This is a genomic window from Chelativorans alearensis, assembly GCF_010993735.1.
Lineage (GTDB): Bacteria > Pseudomonadota > Alphaproteobacteria > Rhizobiales > Rhizobiaceae > Chelativorans > Chelativorans alearense.
This window is the reverse complement of sequence record NZ_WQNI01000025.1, coordinates 16980-36275: the sequence shown is the minus strand read 5'-3', so window position 1 is coordinate 36275 and position 19296 is coordinate 16980. Positions and strand designations below refer to the sequence as shown.

Here is a 19296-nt window from a genome sequence, read left to right as displayed (position 1 = left end):
GCCTATCGCGACGCGGGGTGGAGCAGCCCGGTAGCTCGTCAGGCTCATAACCTGAAGGTCGCAGGTTCAAATCCTGCCCCCGCAACCAAACTTTCCTGTGTACGACCCGGAGACATGGGTGACAACCTCGTGCCGAACGGGTTGTCGATGGTTTGCAAGCTTCTCTGCTCCAGGTCGATATATCCCTGATCGTACTGCATGAAGTTCACGATCCAAATGCCGTCGTCCACCTCCTTCACTCCGAGCCTCTGACCGAGGGCGTTCACGCCCGGCGGCCGGGCCGTCTCCTGCTTCAAGGTCCGGTGCACCCTCTCGTGCCGTCCGTTCTGCTGCGGGTTGCCGGGCCTGTTGCGCTCGATGGCGATGGCGAGCCTGAGCCAGAACACCGACAGCTTGGACAGATTGTGGAGGCCGTTGGGCGAGGCAAAGGGCAAACCGTTATCGCTCCTGATCGCCGAGGGCTGGCCGCGATCCTTGAACAGCCGTACAAAGGTCTCGATGATCAGCCGCTCGACCTGCTCGGGCAACTGATTGGCATATCTGACCAGCCGGCGCGAACGATCGCAAAGCGCCTCAAGCCCCTCTTGCCTGTACCGGTTGAAGATCTTTTAGCCGATCTTGCGCGAGCCCCCGAACTCCCGGCAAACCCCGCTCATGCCTTCCCCCTCCGGAAGGCGGGCGACAAAACGAAGACGTTCCTCCATCACCGAACTCTCTCTCCACGGCATCAACACCTCCGGCCAAAAGCCAAAAGTGTTGCCCATGTGTCCGGTACAAAACGTCACCTATCTCTCGGGCGGAGAGGCGGTCAGCCGACATGTCTCTGACCTGTCTCCGGCTGATCTCCCTCCGGGGCATCAAACAGCACGCGCTCGGCCGCTCCGTCGAGGTCGTCGTATTGCCCGCTCCTGAGCGTCCATAGAAAGGTGCCGAGTCCCAGAGCACCGAGGAACAGTGCAACGGGGATGAGAAACGCAAGGTTGGTCATGCTGCCTCCGCACGTGCGCCAGAAAACGCTTCCTCCGGCTTCGCCGCAGCCTGTCGCGCGCCGTCGAGCCTCAGGGCATTGCCAATGACCAGGAGCGAGGAGACCGACATCGCCACTGCCGCCACGAGCGGTGTGACATAGCCGAAGACGGCAATGGGGACGGCCAGCGCATTGTAGCCGATGGCAAGCGCGAAATTCTGCCGGATGAGCCGCCCCGAGCGGCGGGCGACGTCCAGGGCCACGGGGACGGCCGTCAGGCTTTCGCGCAGGAAGACGAAGTCGGCTGCGTTGCGGCCGATGTCGGCGGCGGTCGCCGGTGCCATCGAGACGTGGGAGGCAGCCAGCGCCGGCGCATCGTTGAGACCGTCGCCCACCATCAGCGCCTTGTGGCCGTCGGCCGCGAGCACTGCTATGCGCTCGGCCTTCTCTCCGGGGAGGACGCCGGAACGATAATGTTCCACGCCCAGTCGCCTCGCCGTGAGGGCTACCTTGCTCTCGCTGTCGCCGGACATGATCTCGACCGGAATGCCGTCGACCTCTAGCCGGCCCACGGCCTCCTCCGCACCAGTCCGCAGTTGGTCGGCGAAGAGGAAGGTGGCAACCTGCACACCATCGCGCGCAAGCACCGTACCCTCCGCCCCCTTGCGTCCGAGCGCCCATTGCGCGCGGCCGAGCCGCCACGTGACGGCGCCGGCCTTGGCCTTTATGCCACAGCCGGGGACTTCCTCGACGTGATCGAAACGGGGGGCTCCACCATCCCGGCGACCCGCCGCCGCGAGGGCCTGCGACAGGGGATGGCGCGAATGGCCGGCGATGGCGCCGGCCAGAGCCAGTGCCTCGCCGTCGATCTCGTCGGCGTTTTGGAGCTTGGCCGGTCCCGTGGTCAGCGTGCCCGTCTTGTCGAACACGGCCATGTCGATCTCGGCGAGCCGCTCCAACGCCGAGCCGTCCTTGACCATGATGCCGCTCTCGAACAGTCGCCGCGCAGCGACTACCTGGACGATGGGTACCGCAAGGCCCAGCGCGCAGGGGCAGGTGATGATGAGGACGGCGATGGCGATGGTGATGGCGCGATGCCAGTCGCCGGTGGCCAGCATCCAGCCCGCGAATGCGAGAAGGGCCGTCAGATGCACGACGGGCGAGTAGAGTGCGGAAGCGCGGTCCGCGAGCCGGCGATAGCGGGCGCGACCGCCTTCCGCCGCCTCCATCAGCCGCATCATCTCGGCAAGGAAAGAGTCCTTCGCTGCCGCCAGCGCCTCGATAGTGATCGGCTGGGTGAGGTTGAGCATGCCGGCTCGAACCGAGGCGCCCGGTTCCGCCACCTGCGGCGCGCTTTCGCCCGACGCCATCGAGCAGTCGATGTCAGAGATGCCGCCCCTCACGATGCCATCCACCGGGATGCGCTCGCCGGCGGCGATGAGGAGCCGCATGCCAGGGGCGATCTCGCCAAGTGGGAGGTAATCGCGGCTACCGTCCTCTCGCACGACCATCGCCCCGCGCGGTGCGAGCCGGGCGAGGCCCGTCACTGCAGTACGCGCACGCTGGCGCATCACATGGTCGAGCGTCCGGCCGATGAGCAGGAAGAAGAGCAGTGAGACGGAAGCGTCGAAATAGGCGTGCTGCCCGTGATGGATCGTCTCGTAGAGGCTCATGCCGTAGGCGAGCGACACGCCGAGGGCGATCGGCACGTCCATGTTCATGCGTCCGTGGCCGAGCGCATTCCAAGCGGAGCGGAAATAGATGCGGCCGGCATAGGCAAGGGCGGGAATGGCGATCAGCGCGGAGATCCAGTGGAACAGGTCGCGCGTGGTTTCGTCCGCTCCGGACCAGACGGAGACCGACAGAAGCATGATGTTTCCCGCAGCAAAGCCCGCTACCGCTACGGCGCGGATCAGTTCCGACAGCGTCTCGTCCTTGCCGACGTCGGCCTCGAAGAGATGTGCTGCGTAGCCGAGCCGGTTGAGTGTCTTGGCGATCGGCGGCAAGGCCTCCCCGCGCCATTTAACGCTCACGCGTTTCGTGGAAAGGTTGACGCGCGCGTGGACGACCCCGTCGAGCTTTCCGAGTGCGCTTTCGATGGCCTGGATGCAGCCGCCGCAATGAACGCCGGGGACGGCAAGGTGCGTCTGCATCAGGCCATCGCCGAGTGCGCGGCTGGCGAGGCGGATTTCGTCGGGCGCGGGGCCGGCCGCCTTAGCAAGGTCGAGCGCGCTTTCCGCGCCGGGCGCGCAGCAGCTCATCTGAGTGCTCCGTCACGGATAGTGACGCGGCGCACGTCCCGGTAGGGGTGGTCGAGCCCGGCCTCCGCCTCGATCCTGACTACCCATGTGCCGTCACCCGGTCCGTGCCGTGCTGCGAAAGCGCCGTCTCCCACGGGATCGAGCTTAAGCAACGTATCCTCGTCGGCGGTCACCGGGCGGTGCATGTTGATAGTCACGCCGTCGAGCCGGACGGTGCCGCCCCCGGCGTCGCGCAGGCGGTAGCTGATTGCACCATCGGCCACCTTCAGTTCGCCCTCCCAACCGAGGGCTGTCTGGGCACGGCCTTCGGCCGCCCGCTCATTGAACTGCTGACTGGCAACATAGGAGTTCTTGACGACAAAGCCGGTCCAGCTCGAGTTCGCCAGAACCGCCATTGTGACGTTCACGCCGATGATGACGCCAAAGAAGGCCAGCATCAGGAACAGCATATGCCGTCCGGTGAACTCGCGGGGGGTGGATGATGCCTTGCTCATCGTCTTCCGTCCTCGGGTGTCATGAATTTGGCGCGATAGGCGGCGTTTTCGCTGCTTGCCTTGTCCTCGACCACGAAGGTGAACCGGTTGTCCTGTTCCTCGACGTAATCGGCGGGCTGGCGCACGAAGATGCGCAGTTCCTTCAGCCGGTCCGGATCGAGCGCCACGTCCAGCGAGCGGCCTTCCGGTAGGTCGACGCCGACGGCATGCATGGTGGCGCCTGGCAGACCTTCGAGGCTGAGCGTGATGATGCGCGGCTCCGGCACCATGTTGAGCAGCTTCACCGTATAGCCGTTGCGGATCGCGCCGTCCGACAGCATCACGAACTGCGGGTTGCGGTCGTGCAGCACATTCACCTCCAGCCGGTCGCGTGTAAGGAGGGAATAGAGCATCACGAGGCCCGCAAGCGAGAAGGCGGCGAAATAGACGAAAGTGCGCGGCCGGAAGATCTTCTGCCAATGAAACTCCGTGACCTTGTCGGAGAGCCGTCCGCCGTCCCGGCGCACACGCGCCGGATCGATGGCTTGCGTCCCGCCTGCCGTCGCCAGCGCCATGTTGGCATTGTAGTCGGAAAGCGTGGCGTAGGAGATCAGACCGCGCTCGCGGCCCAGCTTGTCCATGACGGCATCGCAGGCGTCGATGCACAGCGCACAGGTGATACATTCGAGCTGTTGGCCGTCGCGGATGTCTATACCCATGGGGCAGACGGCCACGCAGGCGTTGCAGTCCACGCAATCGCCAACGGTGGCACCCGCGGCAAGCGCCTTCTTGGCGTGGCGCGAGCGCGGCTCGCCGCGCCAGTCGTTATAGGTGACGGTGAGCGAGTTCTCATCGAGCATGGCCGCCTGGATGCGCGGCCAGGGGCACATGTAGGTGCAGACCTGTTCGCGCATCATACCGCCGAAGACGTATGTCGTGGCGGTGAGCACGGCGACGGTCATGTAGGCGACAGGTGCGGCCTGGCCTGTGAAAAGGTCCACGAACAGCGTTGGAGCGTCGGCGAAATAGAAGATCCAGGCGCCCCCCGTCGCCACCCCTATCACCAGCCAGATGCTGTGTTTCAGGACGCGTTTAAGCACCTTGTCGAGAGACCATGGGGCGGTGTCGAGCTTGATGCGGGCGTTGCGGTCGCCTTCGATGGCGCGCTCGACCACGAGGAAGAGGTCGACCCACACGGTCTGTGGGCAGGTATAGCCGCACCATGCGCGGCCGACCGTGGAAGTGATGAGGAAGAGGCCGATGCCGGCCATGACGAGAAGGCCGGCGACGTAGAAGAACTCTTGCGGCCAGATTTCAATGAAGAATAAGTAGAAACGCCGGTTCGCCAGGTCCACCAGCACTGCCTGGTCCGGCGCGTAGGGGCCGCGGTCCCATCTGATCCAGGGCGTCAGGTAGTAAATGCCTAGGGTGATGATCATGACGAGCCACTTGAAGCTCCGGAAACGGCCGACGGCTCGTTTGGGAAAAATCTTCTTGCGTGGCGCGTAAAGCGGCTGGCGCACTTTGGCCGAGTTGACGGCTTCCGCCTCGAGACGTTCGATTTCGGTCTGGTTCAGCATGAGCGAGGTATTGGACTGCCGGGGCGCTTCGGGCCTTGATCGAAATCAAGAGCTCACCGTTCCGCTCCCGGCAGTCCTCTCCCGGCTGTGCTACGCGCTACTCGGCTCCCCCAAGCGAATGCACGTAGACCGAGAGTTGCTTCACGGTGGTCTTACCCAACCGTGCCTGCCAACCCGGCATCACGCCATGCCTGGGTTTGCGGATTTGAGTGGCAATATCCGCCTCCGTCGCACCATAGAACCAGATCGCATCGGCCAGGTTCGGTGCACCGAAGGTCTGGTCTCCCGTTCCGTCTTCGCCATGACAGGCGGCGCAATTATCGGCGAAGAGCGACGCACCGGCGGTAGCACTTGCGTCGTCAGACGGGTCGCCGGTGAGCGAGGCCACATAGGCCGCTATCTGCTGTGTTTCCTGCGCGGAGAGCAGGTCGCCGAAAGGCGGCATTTCGGAGAAGCGCGTCTCGGCGTCGCCGGTGAAACGCACGCCGTGGGCGATGGTCTGGTAGATCGCTTCGATGTCGCCGCCCCAGAGCCAGTCGTCGTCGTTGAGGTTCGGATAGCCCGCGGAACCTTCGGCGCCTGAACCGTGGCATTGGGAGCAGTTCACATTGAAGGCGGCGGCACCCGCCGAAGCGGCGAAACGGCGCAGCGTTTCGTCGGCAAGGATCTCCTCAAGCGGCTTCTCGCCGACCGCTGCCCGCAGATCGGCCTGATCCGCAGCCACGCGATCCAAGGTTGCGGCAAGCTCCTGCCGGCTGGAATAGCCGAGAAGGCCGCTGGTCGCGGACGAGATGAGCGGCCATGCCGGATAGGCGACCGTGTAGCCGATCGACCAGATGATGGTGGCATAGAAGGTCCACACCCACCAACGGGGCATCGGATTGTCGAGTTCCCTGATGCCGTCCCACTCATGGCCGGTGGTCGCGACGCCGGAAATCTTGTCGATATTTTTCTCCGTGTCACTCATTGCAGTCGTCCTTCAGCGGAATGCGGGCAGCCTCCTCGGCCTGTTTTTTCGCACCGGGGCGGAAAACGAAGAGGACAGCGCCAAGGAAGAAAATCATCATGAAGAGCAGGCCCCAACTATCGGCGAACTCGCGCATCACGTGGTAGTCCATCGTGCGGTCTCCTCAACGGTAGCCTGCAGCATCGTCATAGGTCGAGAAGTCGACCAGGGTGCCGAGCATTTGCAGATAGGCGACGAGTGCATCCATCTCGGTGAGCGCCTGCGGGTCGCCATCGAAATCGCCGAGTACTGCCTTCGGGTAGCGCTCTTCCACGCCCGAGGTGTCGGCGTTGGGGTCGGCCTGCGCATGCAAGTCGGCGCTGGCATTTGCGATCATCTCGTCTGTGTAAGGAACGCCGACGCGTCGGTTGGCGACGAGTTGCGTGGAGAAATTGCGCACGTCGAGCCGTGTATCCTTGAGGAAGGCATAGCTCGGCATGACCGATTCCGGCACCACCGAGCGCGGCTCGATCAGGTGCTGGACGTGCCATTCGTTGGAGTAGCGCGCGCCGACGCGTGCCAGGTCTGGGCCCGTTCGCTTCGAGCCCCATTGGAAGGGGTGGTCGTACATGGATTCAGCGGCCAGGCTGTAGTTGCCGTAGCGCTCCACCTCGTCGCGGAAGGGACGGATCATCTGGCTGTGGCAGGTGTAGCAGCCCTCGCGCACGTAGATGTTGCGGCCGGCGAGCTCCAGCGGCGAGTACGGCCGCATCCCCTCCACCTTCTCGATCGTGTTCTCGAGGTAGAAGAGCGGCGCGATCTCGACGATACCGCCGATGGTGACCACCAGGAAGGAGCCCGCGAGCAGCAAGGTCGCGTTGCGCTCCAGGATCGCGTGTTTGTCCATCAAAGCCATTTTGCAGATCCTTATTCGGCGGGCTTGAGTACGGATTCAGGGCTGGCAAGCTGTCCGCCGATCGGCTCCTCCTCGCGCTCGTAGCCGAGGATGGTCATGGTGATGTTGTAGGCCATCACGAGAGCGCCCGAGAGGAACAGCAGGCCGCCGACGGCGCGCACCACGTAGTACGGGTACATTGCTGCCACGGTTTCCGCGAAGGAATAGACGAGGAAGCCCTGATCGTCGTATTCGCGCCACATCAGGCCCTGCTGGATGCCTGAGACCCACATGACGGCGGCGTAGACGACGATGCCGAGCGTGGCGAGCCAGAAGTGCCAGGTGACGAGGCGCAGCGAATAGAGCCGTTCGCGCCCCCACAGTTTCGGAACCATGAAGTAGACGGCACCGAAGGTGATCATGCCGACCCAGCCGAGTGCGCCCGAGTGTACGTGGCCGATTGTCCAGTCCGTGTAGTGCGAAAGCGAATTGACGACCTTGATGGACATCATCGGCCCTTCGAAGGTCGACATACCGTAGAAGGCGATGGCGAGCACCATCATGCGGACGATAGGATCAGTGCGAAGCTTATCCCAGGCGCCCGACAGCGTCATCAGGCCGTTGATCATGCCGCCCCACGAAGGCATCCACAGCATGACGGAGAAGACCATGCCGAGCGTCTGCGCCCAGTCGGGCAGTGCGGTGTAGTGCAGGTGATGAGGGCCGGCCCAGATGTAGAGGAAGATCAATGCCCAGAAGTGGATGATCGACAGTCGGTAGGAATAGACCGGCCGGTTCACCTGCTTGGGCACGAAATAGTACATCATGCCGAGGAAGCCGGCCGTCAGGAAGAAGCCAACGGCATTGTGGCCGTACCACCACTGGGTGAGCGCATCTTGCACACCAGCGAAGAGCGAATAGCTTTTCGAGCCGAAGATGGAGACGGGCATCGCCAGATTGTTCACCACATGCAGCATCGCAATGGTGACGATGAAGGAGAGGTAGAACCAGTTGGCGACGTAGATGTGCGGTTCCTTGCGGCGGACGATGGTGCCGAGGAACACCACGAGATAGGCCACCCAGACGATTGTCAGCCACAGGTCGACGTACCATTCCGGCTCGGCATATTCGCGGCTTTGGGTGATGCCGAGCAGATAGCCGGTGGCCGCCATGACGATGAAGAGCTGGTAACCCCAGAAGACAAACCAGGCGAGATTGCCGCCGAAGAGCCGGGCTCGACAGGTGCGTTGGACCACATAGAACGAGGTGGCGATGAGCGCGTTGCCGCCGAAGGCGAAGACGACCGCCGAGGTGTGCAGCGGGCGCATGCGGCCGAAGTTGAACCACGGCTCGATATTGAGGTCCGGATAGGCAAGCTGCAGCGCCACAACGACGCCCACCAGAAAGCCCACTACGCCCCAGAACATGGTTGCCACCGAGCCGTAGCGCACCGGGCCATCCATATAGGCGCTTGCGTCTGGTCTAAGCGGGATGGCGGCAGCCCGCCGCGGCGCGAAGGTGGTGTTGCGCATCAGCACGACCACCGTGCCTAGGAGCACGAAAAAGAGGACCCACATGTGCTGCTGAAAGGGGACGTCCTGTGCCATTGCCGCGGCAACAAGCGCAGCGAACGCCGCCAGCGCAAGGACCACGATCTCGGTGCCATATTTCATTGTGCTTCCCCGGTAGGTGTTCGCGCCGGTCCTCAAGCGGGCACCGGTGCCTGTCACCCATTCCGGAAGGCGCGATCGGGTGCTTTGATCTGCGTCAAGGCCGGCCGGCCCGCTCGCAGGCAATTGGCTCCTCGAAGGCAGAGGAGTAGCCATGCAACGGGCAGGCGGGCAGATGAGTGGAACGATGCCGGCGGGCGCGGTGGCGCGGCTTGCCGAATCGGTGCCGCGCTACACAAGCTATCCCACCGCTCCTCATTTCCATCGCGGCGTCGATGCCGAAATGTTTCGGGAGTGGCTGGGCGAGATCGGAGAGGAAGAGGACATCTCGCTCTATGTCCATATTCCTTTCTGTGATCGGCTCTGCTGGTTCTGCGCCTGCCACACCAAGATGACGCGGCGCTATGAGCCGGTGGCGGCCTTCCTGGAAGGGCTGCATCGGGAAATCGCCACCATAGGTGGTCTCGTAGGCCATGCGAAGGTGCGTGCGGTGCATTTCGGCGGCGGGTCGCCCACTATCCTCAGGCCGGAAGATATCCTCGCGCTGGATGCGGCATTGCGCCGCGCGTTCGATTTCCGAGCGGGCGTCGAAATAAGTGTCGAGCTTGATCCCAACGACATGGACGAGGGGCGGTACGACGTCTTCGCCACGATCGGCATGACACGGGCGAGCCTCGGTGTGCAGGACTTCGCGCCGGAGGTGCAGAAGGCGATCAACCGCGAACAGAGCTTTGCGCAGACGAAGGCGGTCGCGGACGGCATGCGCGCACGGGGCGTGCACTCGCTCAATCTGGATCTGCTTTACGGCCTGCCGCACCAGACGGTGGCAAGCCTGGAAGACACAATTCGACAGGCGCTCCTCCTGTCACCGGACCGGATCGCGCTCTTCGGGTACGCGCATGTGCCGTGGTTCAAGAAGCACCAGACGATGATCGACGAGGCGTATCTGCCGGGACCGCAAGAGCGCTTCGCCCAACAGCGGCTTGCCGGTCGCCTGATCACCGAGGCGGGCTATCAGGCGATCGGCCTCGACCATTTCGCCAAACCTGCCGATTCTCTTGCCGCCGCCGCACGAGAAGGCCGGCTTCACCGTAATTTCCAGGGCTATACGGATGACGAGTGCCGGACGCTGATCGGTCTCGGGCCGTCGTCGATCTCAAGGCTGCGCCAGGGTTACGTGCAGAATATAACCGCCACCAGCAGCTACCAGCGCCTGGTGCGCACGGGGCACCTGGCCACCACACGCGGTGTTGCATTTACGGACGAGGATCTGGCACGCGGCTGGGTTATCGAGCGGCTCATGTGCGACTTCGCCTTTTCCGGCAGGGAGGCCATACTACGGTTCGGCACCCACGGCCGGGATATCCTGCAGGAGGCGGTGGCCTATGTGGTGGAAGAGGGAGGCCGCATGCTCGATCGCCACGGTGAATATTTTGTCGTGCCCGAGGAGGCTCGACCCTTGGTGCGCTCCGTCGCCGCCCACTTTGACCGGTACCTAGCAGGCGGAACGGCTCGTCACTCCGCGGCGGTATAGAACCGCACCATCATCGATCCGGGCGCCGAGCCGTCAAAGACCTCATGGCCTGGAACGTGGTGCCGGCACGCTGGTCACGCTCAATGCGCCATGAAGAGCGGAACCGGCACGTCGTCGAGGAGGGAGCGTGTGACGCCGCCAAGGATCGCCTGGCGGAAACGCGAATGGACGAAGGCGCCCATAACCAGCATCTCAATGGACTCATCCTTGACGAATTTACGCAGTCTTGCCGCTGCATCCCCATTGATGGCTGCAAGAGTCTCCAGCCTCGGCTCGCCGACACCGTGCTGGAGAAGGTGCGTGGCAAGGTCGGCGCCTGGAGCCATCCGCGAAAGATCCTTCTCGTCCGTAACAGTGACCACGAAGGCGGTTTCCGCATCCTGAAGAAACGGCATGGCGTCGGCCACGGATCGAGCCGATCGGGCGCTCCCGTCCCAGGCGATTGCCAAGCGCCGGGGGATGGCGTTTCCACCGACCGGCGGCACAATCAGCACCGGACGGCCACTGTCGAAGAGCACGTCTTCGATCGCGGTCTTCTGGAGGTCGTTGCCCGCCTCGGCGGCGTCCAGAATGGCCACGTCGTTCACCCGCGCCAGCCGCACGAGACGGTCCGTGCGAGGCTCCAAGGGCGAGAGCGTGTGCTCGGCGATGCACGAGACGCCGGCCTTGCCGACGAGTTCCGCTGCGCTGCGCGCCGTCTGGCGCGTTGTCTCCTCCAGGCGCTCGATTTCGCTCCTTAGTATTGCGGAGGCGGAACCGCCCGTCCTGGTGACCGGCACATAAAAGGCAGGCGGAAGGACGCAGACCGTCAGGCAAGCGCCGTGGTGTCTTGCGAGCGCGATGGCATAGGTCAGAGCAGGGCTGGCAGCGAAAGCCTCGCGGGCCGCAAGCCCGACGAGAACACATTTGGGTCGGCTGGTCATAATTGTCTTCCTTTCGCGCGATCCCGCGCTTCATCTCTGTTTTGAAGGTTGCCAGCGCTCACGCGGCGGCGCGTTGACGCGGATCAAATGCGTGGTGCTGCCGTGCCGCAGGCGATCGCGGGCAACGCGCGGCTTGATCTCAGTCAAAGCCGCGTGCGCCGAAAGGGCTATTGCCGATGACGTACGAGCAGGAGAAGCATCATGGATACCACCACTGCCAAACCGACCACCAAATTTCACCACGTGCGGCTCGAACTCGCGCGGGAAAAAGGCCATCCCCTTGGCGACCGGACGGACGGCTACGACCTCCTGGTTCCGCTCGATGCTGAAGGCCGTCTCGATCCGGCGGAATGGAAAAGCCACCAAGCGGCTTGCCGCGTGCGCCGCTTCCGCTCCGGCCATGAGGACCTTATCGGGCGGCTGCGCCGCAAGCCCGGCGGGCAATGGTATTTCGACTACGCGGAAGGCGAGGAGGATGACGAGGCCGGATTCCGCTTTGGCGATGAGCGCTTCGTGCCCGGCGAATACGTATCGATCCGCAGCGGCGGCACGATGCATACCTACCAAGTGCGGATCGTGGATACACCGTGAACAGCCGCATCGCCATTATTCAGGGATATCCCGACGCCGACCCCGCCGTTTCTGCCGGGCCTCGCCAACGCCTATGCCGAGGGAGCGGAGGCGGCGGGCCACAAGGTGACACGGATCGATCTTGCCCGGATCGACTTTCCCCTGCTGCGGAGCCAGGAGGACTTCCTGCACGGAGCAGTGCCTGAGGGGCTCGTGCCGGCGAAGGAGGCGATCCTCGAGGCCGAACACCTGGTTTTTGTGTTCTTGCTATGGTTCGGGATGATGCCGGCCCTGGTCAAGGGCTTCCTGGAAAAGGTGATGCGGCGCCGCAAATAGCTCGACCGGATGCGCGCTTGGCGGAAAGACTCCCTGATTTCCCGTCTTGCTTCAGGTGGCAGCGCGGTGGTGGGTCGCATGTCCCGCCATTGGCTATCCTCGTCAGCCGACTTACAGTGGAGGGCGTGTGGCATTACGGGCTCTATTCTCGGGGCGGCAAGTGATTTTCAACGGAATGGACGAGATGTGGCTCCTGCTGCTCCTGCCATTGGCGGTGCTCGGCGCTGCCATTTTTGCCGGGAGGATAGCAGGGCTTGTGGCGCTGGCGCTCGCTACCACACTTCTTCTGGCAAGTGCGTTTACAGCCACGTCCGGTTCCAATGCCGCCGCCATCGCTTTGTCCCTCTTGCTTTCTGCGGTGTTGGCATTCGTCGGCGCGGGATATCGCGAGGTCAGGAAAGCGGTCCACGGCGCCCAAAAGCAACTCGACTCCCGCGAGGCGCATCTGCGCTCCATTCTCGATACGGTCCCGGATGCCACGGTCGTCATCGACAGGGGTGGCACGATGATCTCGTTCAACCGCGCCGCCGTCCGCCAGTTCGGATATTCCGAGGCCGAGGTGGTGGGGCAGAATGTACGTCTCCTGATGCCGGAGCCTTATCGGGGCGATCACGACGGCTATATCCAACGATATCTGACGACCGGCGAGCGGCGGATCATCGGTATCGACCGCGTTGTCGTCGGGCGGCGAAAGGATGGCTCGACGTTTCCAATGAAGCTCGCCGTGGGCGAGATGGAGAGTGGCGGTGAGACCTTCTTCACCGGTTTCATCCGCGATCTCACGGAAAGAGCCGAATCGGAAGCGAGGCTGGAGGAAATCCAGGCGGAGCTCGCTCGCCTTGCGCGGCTCAACGAGCTGGGCGAGATGGCCTCGACGCTGGCGCACGAGCTGAACCAGCCGCTTTCGGCCATTGCCAACTATGTCCAGGGCTGCAATCGGCTCCTGAACAACATGGACGACGCGCTGTCTTCGCGTATGCGCGAGGCACTGGAGGAGACGGCGCGCCAGTCGCTGCGCGCCGGGCAGATTATCCGTCACCTGCGCGAATTCGTCACCCGGGGCGAAACCGAAAAGCAACCGGAAGACATCCATAAGCTCATCGAGGAGGCTGGAGCGCTGGCTCTGGTCGGCGCACGGGAAATGGGCGTGCGAACGGTGTTCGATTTCAAGACAGGCCCGACAAAGGTCATGGTGGACCGCGTTCAGATCCAGCAGGTTCTCATCAATCTGATGCGTAACGCCATGGACGCGATGAAGGAAAGCGAGCTTCGCGAGCTGGTGGTCAGAACCTCGCCCGGCGACGGAGACGGGGCCATGGTAGAGGTCTCGGACACTGGCTCCGGCGTGCCAGAGGAGGTGGCTGCGCAGCTCTTCAAGCCGTTCATCACCACAAAGCCCGGCGGTATGGGGATAGGCCTGTCCATCTCGAAGCGGATTGTTGAAGCCCACGGGGGCGAGTTGATGATGCAGCGCAACGCGAAAGGCGGCGCTACGTTTCGTTTCACGTTGCCGGCCGTCAAGGAGCAGGAGTTGCAGAATGGCAAATGATGTCGTGGTCCATGTTGTCGACGACGAAGAGCCGGTCAGAAAGTCGCTGGCCTTTCTCCTGACCATCTCCGGCTACGCAGTGCGCGTGCACGAATCGGCGACTGCATTCCTGGCGGTCGCGAAGGACCTGCGCAACGCCTGCCTCATCACGGACTTGCGCATGCCGGACCTCAGCGGCGTCGAACTTTTGCGACGGCTGCACGAGGAGGATGCGATGCTGCCGGCGATCGTCATCACCGGTCATGGCGACGTCCCGATGGCGGTGGAGGCGATGAAAGCGGGCGCTCTGGATTTCATCGAGAAGCCATTTGAGGACGACGTTCTTTTGGAGGCAGTCGGCCGTGCGGTTGCCGAGCTTGAGAAGCGGCCGCGGGATAGCGACAATGTCGCCGCGATCCGGCAGAGGCTCGATCAGCTCACCGAGCGCGAACGGCAGGTAATGGCAGGGATCGTTGCTGGTCTGCCGAACAAGACCATCGCGTACGACCTCGACATCAGCCCGCGCACGGTGGAGGTCCATCGAGCGAATGTCATGGCCAAGATGAACGCCAAAAACCTGCCCGAGCTTGTACGGATGGTCCTTGCAGCCAGCGACGAATAGCCTGAGGGCCGCTTTTCCAGGGCGACTTGATCCAGCGCAAGGCGGTCGCTGCCTTTGGTTGCGAAGGCTGACCCATGGCGTGTTGACGCCGCTCAAAGAGAATCTGAAAATTGCCTGTCGATGCCAATATACTCATCGTTGCGTCAGACTCCGCCTTTCGGCAGTCCCTGCGCTTTGTCCTTGAAGCAGAAGGGTGCGAGGTGCATGCGGTGGAGCGACTGCCGTCGCCAGAGGCGCCGCTGACGGGCTATGATTGCGTCGTGATCGACTGCTCCAATACGCGTAGAAGCGGTGTCCCGGCAGAGATGGTTGCATTGGGCAAGCCGGTTATCCTACTGGTCGACCGCCGGCAGGATATGGTGGAGGGAAGTGGGATACGCCTGGTGGAGAAGCCGCTCCTTGGCCGGACGCTCATCGATGCCGTGCGCGGGGCCTTGGGGCATGACTGGCTCGGGACCGCATCCTAAGTAGTTTCCCGTAAGGACATAACCGAATTTATTCCCCGGCCATTCCGGGCCATTCATCCTCCGATAGGAAGTCGGAGAACCCAGATGTTTGCTCATAACGCCCTCCAGCCCTCGAAAAGCGTCCGTCCGGAAATCTCCCTCGCCATGCGGCGCGGTTATGTGGCGGATCAGTCACCTGCGGCCTTTGCGCCGTCACAACCGCATCAGGTTGTCTTCTGTCAGCCGAACAAAGAAATCTACGGGCAGGGGGAGCCGGCGACTGCACTCTACCAGGTGGAGTTCGGCGCAGTGCGCATCTACCGCCTCCTGGCGGACGGTCGCCGTCAGATCAGTGCTTTTCACGTCGCCGGAGAGGTTTTCGGCTTTGAAGCGGACGGGCGGCATCATTTCTTCGCGGAAGCGATCTGCAACTCGGCGGTCCGCGTCTACCGCCTGCCCATCGGCGCCGATTTATCACGCGAGATCCTTCCGGTGGCTCTGCTTGCGCTGGTGCGTGCCCAGGAGCATCTCTTGGTCATCGGCCGGCAAAATGCCCCGGAGCGCGTTGCCGCCTTCCTGCTCGACTTGGTTGACCGTCAGGGCGGTCTGCCGCAAATCGAGCTTGCCATGTCACGTACCGACATCGGAGACTATCTCGGGCTTACCATCGAGACCGTGTCGCGCGTCTTCTCGAAGTTCCGTGAGAAGGGTTATATCCGTCTTCAAGGCGCGCGGATGGTCGAGATCATGAAGCCGGACGCGCTGCGCAACCTATGTGCCTAAACAGCCGAGTGCCTAACGTCCTGTAAGAACACATACGGTCATTTCCGCGAAGGATCCTCCATCCACCAGCAGCCTTCAGCAGGGAAAGAGCTCACTGAGCTTGTAGGCGACCTCTGTCCGGTTCGTTGCCTTGAGCTTTTTCATGATGTTGCGAATATGAACCTTGACGGTGCTTTCGCACATTTTGAGCTCGTAGGCGATGATTTTGTTTTGCTTGCCGCGCCGAAGTGCTTCGACGACCTCCGCCTCGCGGAGCGTGAACATCGCGTACAAATGCTGTGTTCTTTGTACCCTGTCATCGATCAGGTGACGCATGGCCAGCACGCTGCTGGCAGGAATAAACGTTCCGCCTGACATGGCCAGCGCGACTGCTTCGATACAGACGTTGATGTCGACCGATGTCGGTATGTAGCCGCGTGCACCATTTTCGAGCGCCCTCAATATCTGCTCTAGGTTATCGCTATCGGCTAGGACAACGACCGGAATGAAGCGGAAGCCGGCGGAAAGTTCTCTGATCTGCTCGGCGACGCTATTTTCCATCACATCCTGCTCGCCAATATTCAGGAGTATTGCCCTCGGCGAAGGACGGACATCTTCTTCATCTCTCCATTCTTCGATCGAGCCAACTGCAACGACGTCCATGCCAAGTGGGTGGCTGGCCAGTGCCTGCCTCAGGCATTCGCGCTTGAGCCTCGTGCTTTCTATGAGCAGAAGGCATCCCGCCTGCTCGTCTGCGGATTTTGCGCCAGCGTACAATTCCGTTTCGGCCGTCCGCCTTTCTTGACAGGCACCAAAACGTGAATGTTCTTCAAAATTAAGAGCCGCTGTGTTCATGTCGAAGCCCGCCTCTCTTCTCGCGGATTTTATGGGCATCGCGCGCGAACAATCCTGTGTCTCCACGCCTTTGACGGCACTGATGGTGGATATCCCCACCGGCCCTGGCGGTGCCCTGATAGCAAGTATTGGCTCAGAGAAGGCACCACATGACGTAAGCGCCCTTACCAAATCCAATCTTCATGCAATTCTTACCCAATGAAGCGGAAAAGGGCGTTAGCACCGCGTACTAAAAGTTATCGCAACGTACATAAATTGAATTCGAGATGGTTGGTCGCACCCAAAATCTTTCGCGCTTTCCTCAGGAAAGTACTCAGTGGGTTGAGGTTTGCTCTGGGTAAAGCGGGTTGATGTGCATGTAATTCCGGGTCGATTATTGGCGGCACGATGTGCTTCAGCCGTTCTGTAACTACGTTTTTGGGATCACGTGGCTTTGCCCGTCCACAGATGCGCCGATAATCAAGGGCGCCGGCCCAGCAGGACGTGTCGTGCCCGCAGCGCGCACGACCAGGGCAGAGCACATCTGCGCACAATGTCGCGTTCAGGTTTTCGCTGACCAATGATCAGGCCATAATCAGCGTTAAATCTGGATGCAGTTTTTGAAGATTGCGCAGGGACTTAGATTGCCACGGAAAGCCCGCACCACGAGCTTTGTTTCGGAATGCTTTCGCGTCTCGATGGTGAATTTTGCCAAAAGGTCAATTCCGGAAGAATTTAGGAACTCCAGGTTCGTCAGATCAAGAGTTATTGACGAAGGTTTTTTGCAAGAACGCCCAACAACAGCAAGATCGCCCGCCTCCCTCGACCGATCCCACTGCGCATCAATGTCCCAGGCGTGCAATTGTTCTCACGGCGAGTTTCAAAGCGACACCGTTAGTGAACCTTTTCAGGGGAAATGTCGTTCCTTTGGGATTTCTTGAGCAGATATTTAATGGATAAGAGGCATCAATCCTGAACAACAAGAAGTAAAGATGGCGGTTTATGATGAGTCATACAGATAGGAGGCGCTGTACATATAAAAGTTATGATGTATTGTATAACCGTATACTGTCTATTGTGGGGGCTGCATTTTTGCTTGCCCCCATGGCCGGATGCTCCATGCTGGGCTCCGACGAGGCGACCACGCTTTCATTCCACTCCGTTAGAGCATATGCATATCCGGCATCGGTCGAGAAGCCGATCGCGAAGAAAGCGGTGAAGGCCAAAGCGCCCAATACGCAGATCACCGTCAAGCTGGCAAGCAGCCAATACCTCGGCAATGCGCCGTATATTTGCACGCCGAGCGGTTTCGGACGTACGTCCACGTGCTTCACGCGCTCTGCTCAGTGGTGAAGCGGCAAGGGGCGGGAGAAGGCAACACTTACCGGCCGTCTTCCCCCGGTGACCGTCGGTGATGCGTCAGGCTCCACGGAATGGATGGGCAAAGGGCTTCAGCGGTTACCAAGCCTTGCTTCGATCCGGCGCATGCGGGTGACGACATAGTCGCCACGGCGCAGCTTGGCGTATTCGTCGCTCATCCTGGCAGGCATCTGCCTGAAGACGTACCATTCGCCATCCGGCTCGCGTTTCTGGTAGATGACACCGTCTTTTTCACGGTGACTGAAACAGGTTACCGCTGGAGCGGAACCGTCCATCGCGCGCCATTCTGCCCTGAAACAGAGCTTCCCAGGGGATGTGATAAACCAGCGGCCAACGCCGTAAGAGGGCGCCCCTCCTTCGTGGGACCAGGCACTGAATTCACGCTTTTTCACGGCGAAAAAACCGGCGCCTTCCTTCCAAATCCACGAGCGGTTGGCATAGATCTGGTAGACTTCGTTACTTGTGAGCGGCCGTGCCAAACGGGCTTCGTTGGGATTGGCCGAGGCCGCCGCGATACCGAAAGCGCTGGCCGCGAGCCCGGCGACAACGGCAGCTGCCAAGAGTGCCGTACGAGGCATGGGTGTACTCCTCTGTTCCGATTTGTTGTGCATCAGTTGGTCGATCCCTCGACAACTCGCCAATTGGGGAGACCGAAATCGTCCGGCCACGGATAGACCTCGTGGTCATTGAAGTAGACAACGGCCGTGAGTTCCGGGAATTCGGCGTGACGCTTGGTGACTGCCTCCGCCCATTGGCGGACGTAGGCCTCGTCACCCTCATAGCCCAGTTCAGCGACTACGATCGCTTTCCCATAGTCCTTGACAAGGTTGTAGCCGGGCGCCAGACGCTCCGCGAACGTCTGGTCGCGGCCGGTCTTCTCCTGGTCATAGGGCTGATAGCCGAAGACGGACAGGCCGATCACATCCACGACATCGTCGCCGGGATAGTAGTCCTGAAGATCCCTATTGCCCTTTGGCGACCACATAAACTCGGCGTTCGTCAAGTGCTTGCGGCACTCGGCCACGAAGCGCCGATAAGCCCTGATATACTCGGGGCCGGACCATTGCGCCCAGGTGAACTGGTTGTCCTCCTCGTCCATTTCCTGTGCGAAACGGATGGTAACGGGGCTCTTGAGGTCTGCCACCTCCGAGCAGACCTCTGCCGCATTGGCGTCATAGCGGCCACTCACAATGCCGCGGTAGAGCTCTTGCGAGGTCACCCGCCAGTCGCGGTCCCAAGACCACGGCTCCACGCTGATGAGGAGCGAGCGGCCGCGCGCCAAGGCGTATTCGTCTGCGATGACGAGTGTGGAAAGGTCCACGTCCTCCCACGGGAGGAAGAGATGCTCGATATTCGAATTGGGATCGTCGCCAAAATCCCCATGAGGATCATAGGCGCCGAAGGTGATCGACAGCGGGGTAATGACCGGCCGTTTGTCGGACGGGGTGCCAGCCGTAGTCGAGTTCGCATTAGGAATACCGCGCGGGCTGTTGGCCGCGAGCAGGACTCCCGATGCCAATATGATCGCAGTCGAGAAGGCTGCGGCTTTCGATGTCCTGTTCATCTTAG

20 protein-coding genes, 1 tRNA gene and 2 pseudogenes are annotated in these 19296 nt (G+C 61.8%); 9 read left to right on the top strand and 14 right to left on the bottom strand.

Annotated features, from left to right (window positions below):
- Positions 1–11: 11 nt before the first annotated feature.
- Positions 12–88: transfer RNA gene (locus GPJ75_RS26300), tRNA-Met, on the top strand.
- Here the strand turns inward: GPJ75_RS26300 and GPJ75_RS26295 are convergent.
- The 9 genes and pseudogenes from GPJ75_RS26295 to ccoN form a co-directional block, all read right to left on the bottom strand.
- A pseudogene (locus GPJ75_RS26295) lies at positions 45–728 on the bottom strand (transposase family protein). The gene GPJ75_RS26300 and the pseudogene GPJ75_RS26295 sit on opposite strands and share 44 nt — an antisense overlap.
- Positions 729–808: 80 nt before the next feature.
- Positions 809–988 carry a cbb3-type cytochrome oxidase assembly protein CcoS gene (gene ccoS / locus GPJ75_RS26290; protein WP_163273002.1) on the bottom strand — a complete coding sequence of 60 codons (180 nt, stop codon included), beginning with the start codon at positions 986–988 and terminating at the stop codon, positions 809–811.
- The gene (locus GPJ75_RS26285) at positions 985–3228 is read right to left on the bottom strand and encodes a cation-translocating P-type ATPase (RefSeq protein ID WP_163273000.1); all 2244 of its coding nucleotides are present in this window, start codon (positions 3226–3228) and stop codon (positions 985–987) included. Before GPJ75_RS26285 ends, ccoS begins: the two co-directional genes overlap by 4 nt.
- Positions 3225–3722 (bottom strand): FixH family protein, encoded by a 498-nt coding sequence (locus GPJ75_RS26280; RefSeq protein WP_163272998.1) that lies wholly within the window; start codon positions 3720–3722, stop codon positions 3225–3227. The genes GPJ75_RS26285 and GPJ75_RS26280 overlap by 4 nt, the downstream gene beginning before the upstream one ends.
- A complete protein-coding gene (ccoG, locus tag GPJ75_RS26275; RefSeq protein ID WP_163272996.1) occupies positions 3719–5281 on the bottom strand; it encodes a cytochrome c oxidase accessory protein CcoG in 1563 nt (520 codons plus the stop codon). The genes GPJ75_RS26280 and ccoG overlap by 4 nt, the downstream gene beginning before the upstream one ends.
- A 97-nt stretch (positions 5282–5378) precedes the next feature.
- Positions 5379–6248 (bottom strand): cytochrome-c oxidase, cbb3-type subunit III, encoded by an 870-nt coding sequence (ccoP, locus tag GPJ75_RS26270; RefSeq protein WP_163272994.1) that lies wholly within the window; start codon positions 6246–6248, stop codon positions 5379–5381.
- Complete coding sequence (locus GPJ75_RS26265) at positions 6241–6399, bottom strand: cbb3-type cytochrome oxidase subunit 3 (protein ID WP_159587964.1); 159 nt, start codon at positions 6397–6399, stop codon at positions 6241–6243. The genes ccoP and GPJ75_RS26265 overlap by 8 nt, the downstream gene beginning before the upstream one ends.
- A gap of 12 nt (positions 6400–6411) precedes the next feature.
- Positions 6412–7143 carry a cytochrome-c oxidase, cbb3-type subunit II gene (ccoO, locus tag GPJ75_RS26260; protein WP_163272992.1) on the bottom strand — a complete coding sequence of 244 codons (732 nt, stop codon included), beginning with the start codon at positions 7141–7143 and terminating at the stop codon, positions 6412–6414.
- Between the two features lie 11 nt (positions 7144–7154).
- The gene (gene ccoN, locus GPJ75_RS26255) at positions 7155–8795 is read right to left on the bottom strand and encodes a cytochrome-c oxidase, cbb3-type subunit I (RefSeq protein ID WP_163272990.1); all 1641 of its coding nucleotides are present in this window, start codon (positions 8793–8795) and stop codon (positions 7155–7157) included.
- Between the two features lie 184 nt (positions 8796–8979).
- Here ccoN and hemN point away from each other — a divergent pair, with 184 nt between their 5' ends.
- Positions 8980–10326: an oxygen-independent coproporphyrinogen III oxidase gene (gene hemN, locus GPJ75_RS26250; RefSeq protein ID WP_163273009.1), complete on the top strand. Its 1347-nt coding sequence runs from the start codon at positions 8980–8982 to the stop codon at positions 10324–10326.
- Between the two features lie 80 nt (positions 10327–10406).
- On the opposite strand, the gene GPJ75_RS26245 is transcribed toward hemN, so the two are convergent.
- The gene (locus GPJ75_RS26245; protein ID WP_163272988.1) at positions 10407–11249 is read right to left on the bottom strand and encodes a universal stress protein; all 843 of its coding nucleotides are present in this window, start codon (positions 11247–11249) and stop codon (positions 10407–10409) included.
- Between the two features lie 201 nt (positions 11250–11450).
- On the opposite strand from GPJ75_RS26245, the gene GPJ75_RS26240 reads away from it, so the two are divergent.
- The 6 genes from GPJ75_RS26240 (at position 11451) to GPJ75_RS26215 (ending at position 15534) form a co-directional block, all read left to right on the top strand.
- A complete protein-coding gene (locus tag GPJ75_RS26240; RefSeq protein WP_163272986.1) occupies positions 11451–11840 on the top strand; it encodes a hypothetical protein in 390 nt (129 codons plus the stop codon).
- A 105-nt stretch (positions 11841–11945) separates the two neighbouring features.
- Complete coding sequence (locus GPJ75_RS26235; protein WP_246249303.1) at positions 11946–12155, top strand: NAD(P)H-dependent oxidoreductase; 210 nt, start codon at positions 11946–11948, stop codon at positions 12153–12155.
- A gap of 175 nt (positions 12156–12330) precedes the next feature.
- Positions 12331–13704 (top strand): PAS domain-containing sensor histidine kinase, encoded by a 1374-nt coding sequence (locus GPJ75_RS26230; RefSeq protein ID WP_163273006.1) that lies wholly within the window; start codon positions 12331–12333, stop codon positions 13702–13704.
- Positions 13694–14305 carry a response regulator FixJ gene (gene fixJ, locus GPJ75_RS26225; RefSeq protein ID WP_163272984.1) on the top strand — a complete coding sequence of 204 codons (612 nt, stop codon included), beginning with the start codon at positions 13694–13696 and terminating at the stop codon, positions 14303–14305. The genes GPJ75_RS26230 and fixJ overlap by 11 nt, the downstream gene beginning before the upstream one ends.
- A 209-nt stretch (positions 14306–14514) precedes the next feature.
- Positions 14515–14772, top strand: coding sequence for a hypothetical protein (locus GPJ75_RS26220; RefSeq protein ID WP_163272982.1), 258 nt, complete (start codon positions 14515–14517; stop codon positions 14770–14772).
- Positions 14773–14916: 144 nt separating this feature from the next.
- Positions 14917–15534 (top strand): helix-turn-helix domain-containing protein, encoded by a 618-nt coding sequence (locus GPJ75_RS26215; protein WP_425483193.1) that lies wholly within the window; start codon positions 14917–14919, stop codon positions 15532–15534.
- A 75-nt stretch (positions 15535–15609) separates the two neighbouring features.
- On the opposite strand, the gene GPJ75_RS26210 is transcribed toward GPJ75_RS26215, so the two are convergent.
- Positions 15610–16368 carry a LuxR C-terminal-related transcriptional regulator gene (locus GPJ75_RS26210; RefSeq protein WP_163272978.1) on the bottom strand — a complete coding sequence of 253 codons (759 nt, stop codon included), beginning with the start codon at positions 16366–16368 and terminating at the stop codon, positions 15610–15612.
- A 563-nt stretch (positions 16369–16931) separates the two neighbouring features.
- Positions 16932–17125, bottom strand: a pseudogene (locus GPJ75_RS27505) (slr1659 superfamily regulator); the annotation flags it as partial.
- 341 nt (positions 17126–17466) lie between these two features.
- On the opposite strand from GPJ75_RS27505, the gene GPJ75_RS26205 reads away from it, so the two are divergent.
- Positions 17467–17700, top strand: coding sequence for a hypothetical protein (locus tag GPJ75_RS26205; protein WP_163272942.1), 234 nt, complete (start codon positions 17467–17469; stop codon positions 17698–17700).
- 98 nt (positions 17701–17798) lie between these two features.
- Here GPJ75_RS26205 and GPJ75_RS26200 read toward each other — a convergent pair whose 3' ends face one another.
- On the bottom strand, positions 17799–18305 hold the full coding sequence (locus GPJ75_RS26200; RefSeq protein WP_163272976.1) for a DUF995 domain-containing protein: 507 nt from the start codon (positions 18303–18305) through the stop codon (positions 17799–17801).
- 32 nt (positions 18306–18337) lie between these two features.
- Positions 18338–19291: a glycoside hydrolase family 26 protein gene (locus GPJ75_RS26195; protein ID WP_163272974.1), complete on the bottom strand. Its 954-nt coding sequence runs from the start codon at positions 19289–19291 to the stop codon at positions 18338–18340.
- Positions 19292–19296 lie beyond the last annotated feature (5 nt).

Bases quoted from the DNA above. Each gene is read 5' to 3' on its own strand.
- ccoS (WP_163273002.1), bottom strand. From the start codon at position 988: ATGACCAACCTTGCGTTTCTCATCCCCGTTGCACTGTTCCTCGGTGCT.
- GPJ75_RS26285 (WP_163273000.1), bottom strand. From the start codon at position 3,228: ATGAGCTGCTGCGCGCCCGGCGCGGAAAGCGCGCTCGACCTTGCTAAG.
- GPJ75_RS26280 (WP_163272998.1), bottom strand. From the start codon at position 3,722: ATGAGCAAGGCATCATCCACCCCCCGCGAGTTCACCGGACGGCATATG.
- ccoG (WP_163272996.1), bottom strand. From the start codon at position 5,281: ATGCTGAACCAGACCGAAATCGAACGTCTCGAGGCGGAAGCCGTCAAC.
- ccoP (WP_163272994.1), bottom strand. From the start codon at position 6,248: ATGAGTGACACGGAGAAAAATATCGACAAGATTTCCGGCGTCGCGACC.
- GPJ75_RS26265 (WP_159587964.1), bottom strand. From the start codon at position 6,399: ATGGACTACCACGTGATGCGCGAGTTCGCCGATAGTTGGGGCCTGCTC.
- ccoO (WP_163272992.1), bottom strand. From the start codon at position 7,143: ATGGCTTTGATGGACAAACACGCGATCCTGGAGCGCAACGCGACCTTG.
- ccoN (WP_163272990.1), bottom strand. From the start codon at position 8,795: ATGAAATATGGCACCGAGATCGTGGTCCTTGCGCTGGCGGCGTTCGCT.
- hemN (WP_163273009.1), top strand. From the start codon at position 8,980: ATGCCGGCGGGCGCGGTGGCGCGGCTTGCCGAATCGGTGCCGCGCTAC.
- GPJ75_RS26245 (WP_163272988.1), bottom strand. From the start codon at position 11,249: ATGACCAGCCGACCCAAATGTGTTCTCGTCGGGCTTGCGGCCCGCGAG.
- GPJ75_RS26240 (WP_163272986.1), top strand. From the start codon at position 11,451: ATGGATACCACCACTGCCAAACCGACCACCAAATTTCACCACGTGCGG.
- GPJ75_RS26230 (WP_163273006.1), top strand. From the start codon at position 12,331: ATGGACGAGATGTGGCTCCTGCTGCTCCTGCCATTGGCGGTGCTCGGC.
- fixJ (WP_163272984.1), top strand. From the start codon at position 13,694: ATGGCAAATGATGTCGTGGTCCATGTTGTCGACGACGAAGAGCCGGTC.
- GPJ75_RS26215 (WP_425483193.1), top strand. From the start codon at position 14,917: ATGCGGCGCGGTTATGTGGCGGATCAGTCACCTGCGGCCTTTGCGCCG.
- GPJ75_RS26210 (WP_163272978.1), bottom strand. From the start codon at position 16,368: ATGAACACAGCGGCTCTTAATTTTGAAGAACATTCACGTTTTGGTGCC.
- GPJ75_RS26205 (WP_163272942.1), top strand. From the start codon at position 17,467: ATGCTGGGCTCCGACGAGGCGACCACGCTTTCATTCCACTCCGTTAGA.
- GPJ75_RS26200 (WP_163272976.1), bottom strand. From the start codon at position 18,305: ATGCCTCGTACGGCACTCTTGGCAGCTGCCGTTGTCGCCGGGCTCGCG.
- GPJ75_RS26195 (WP_163272974.1), bottom strand. From the start codon at position 19,291: ATGAACAGGACATCGAAAGCCGCAGCCTTCTCGACTGCGATCATATTG.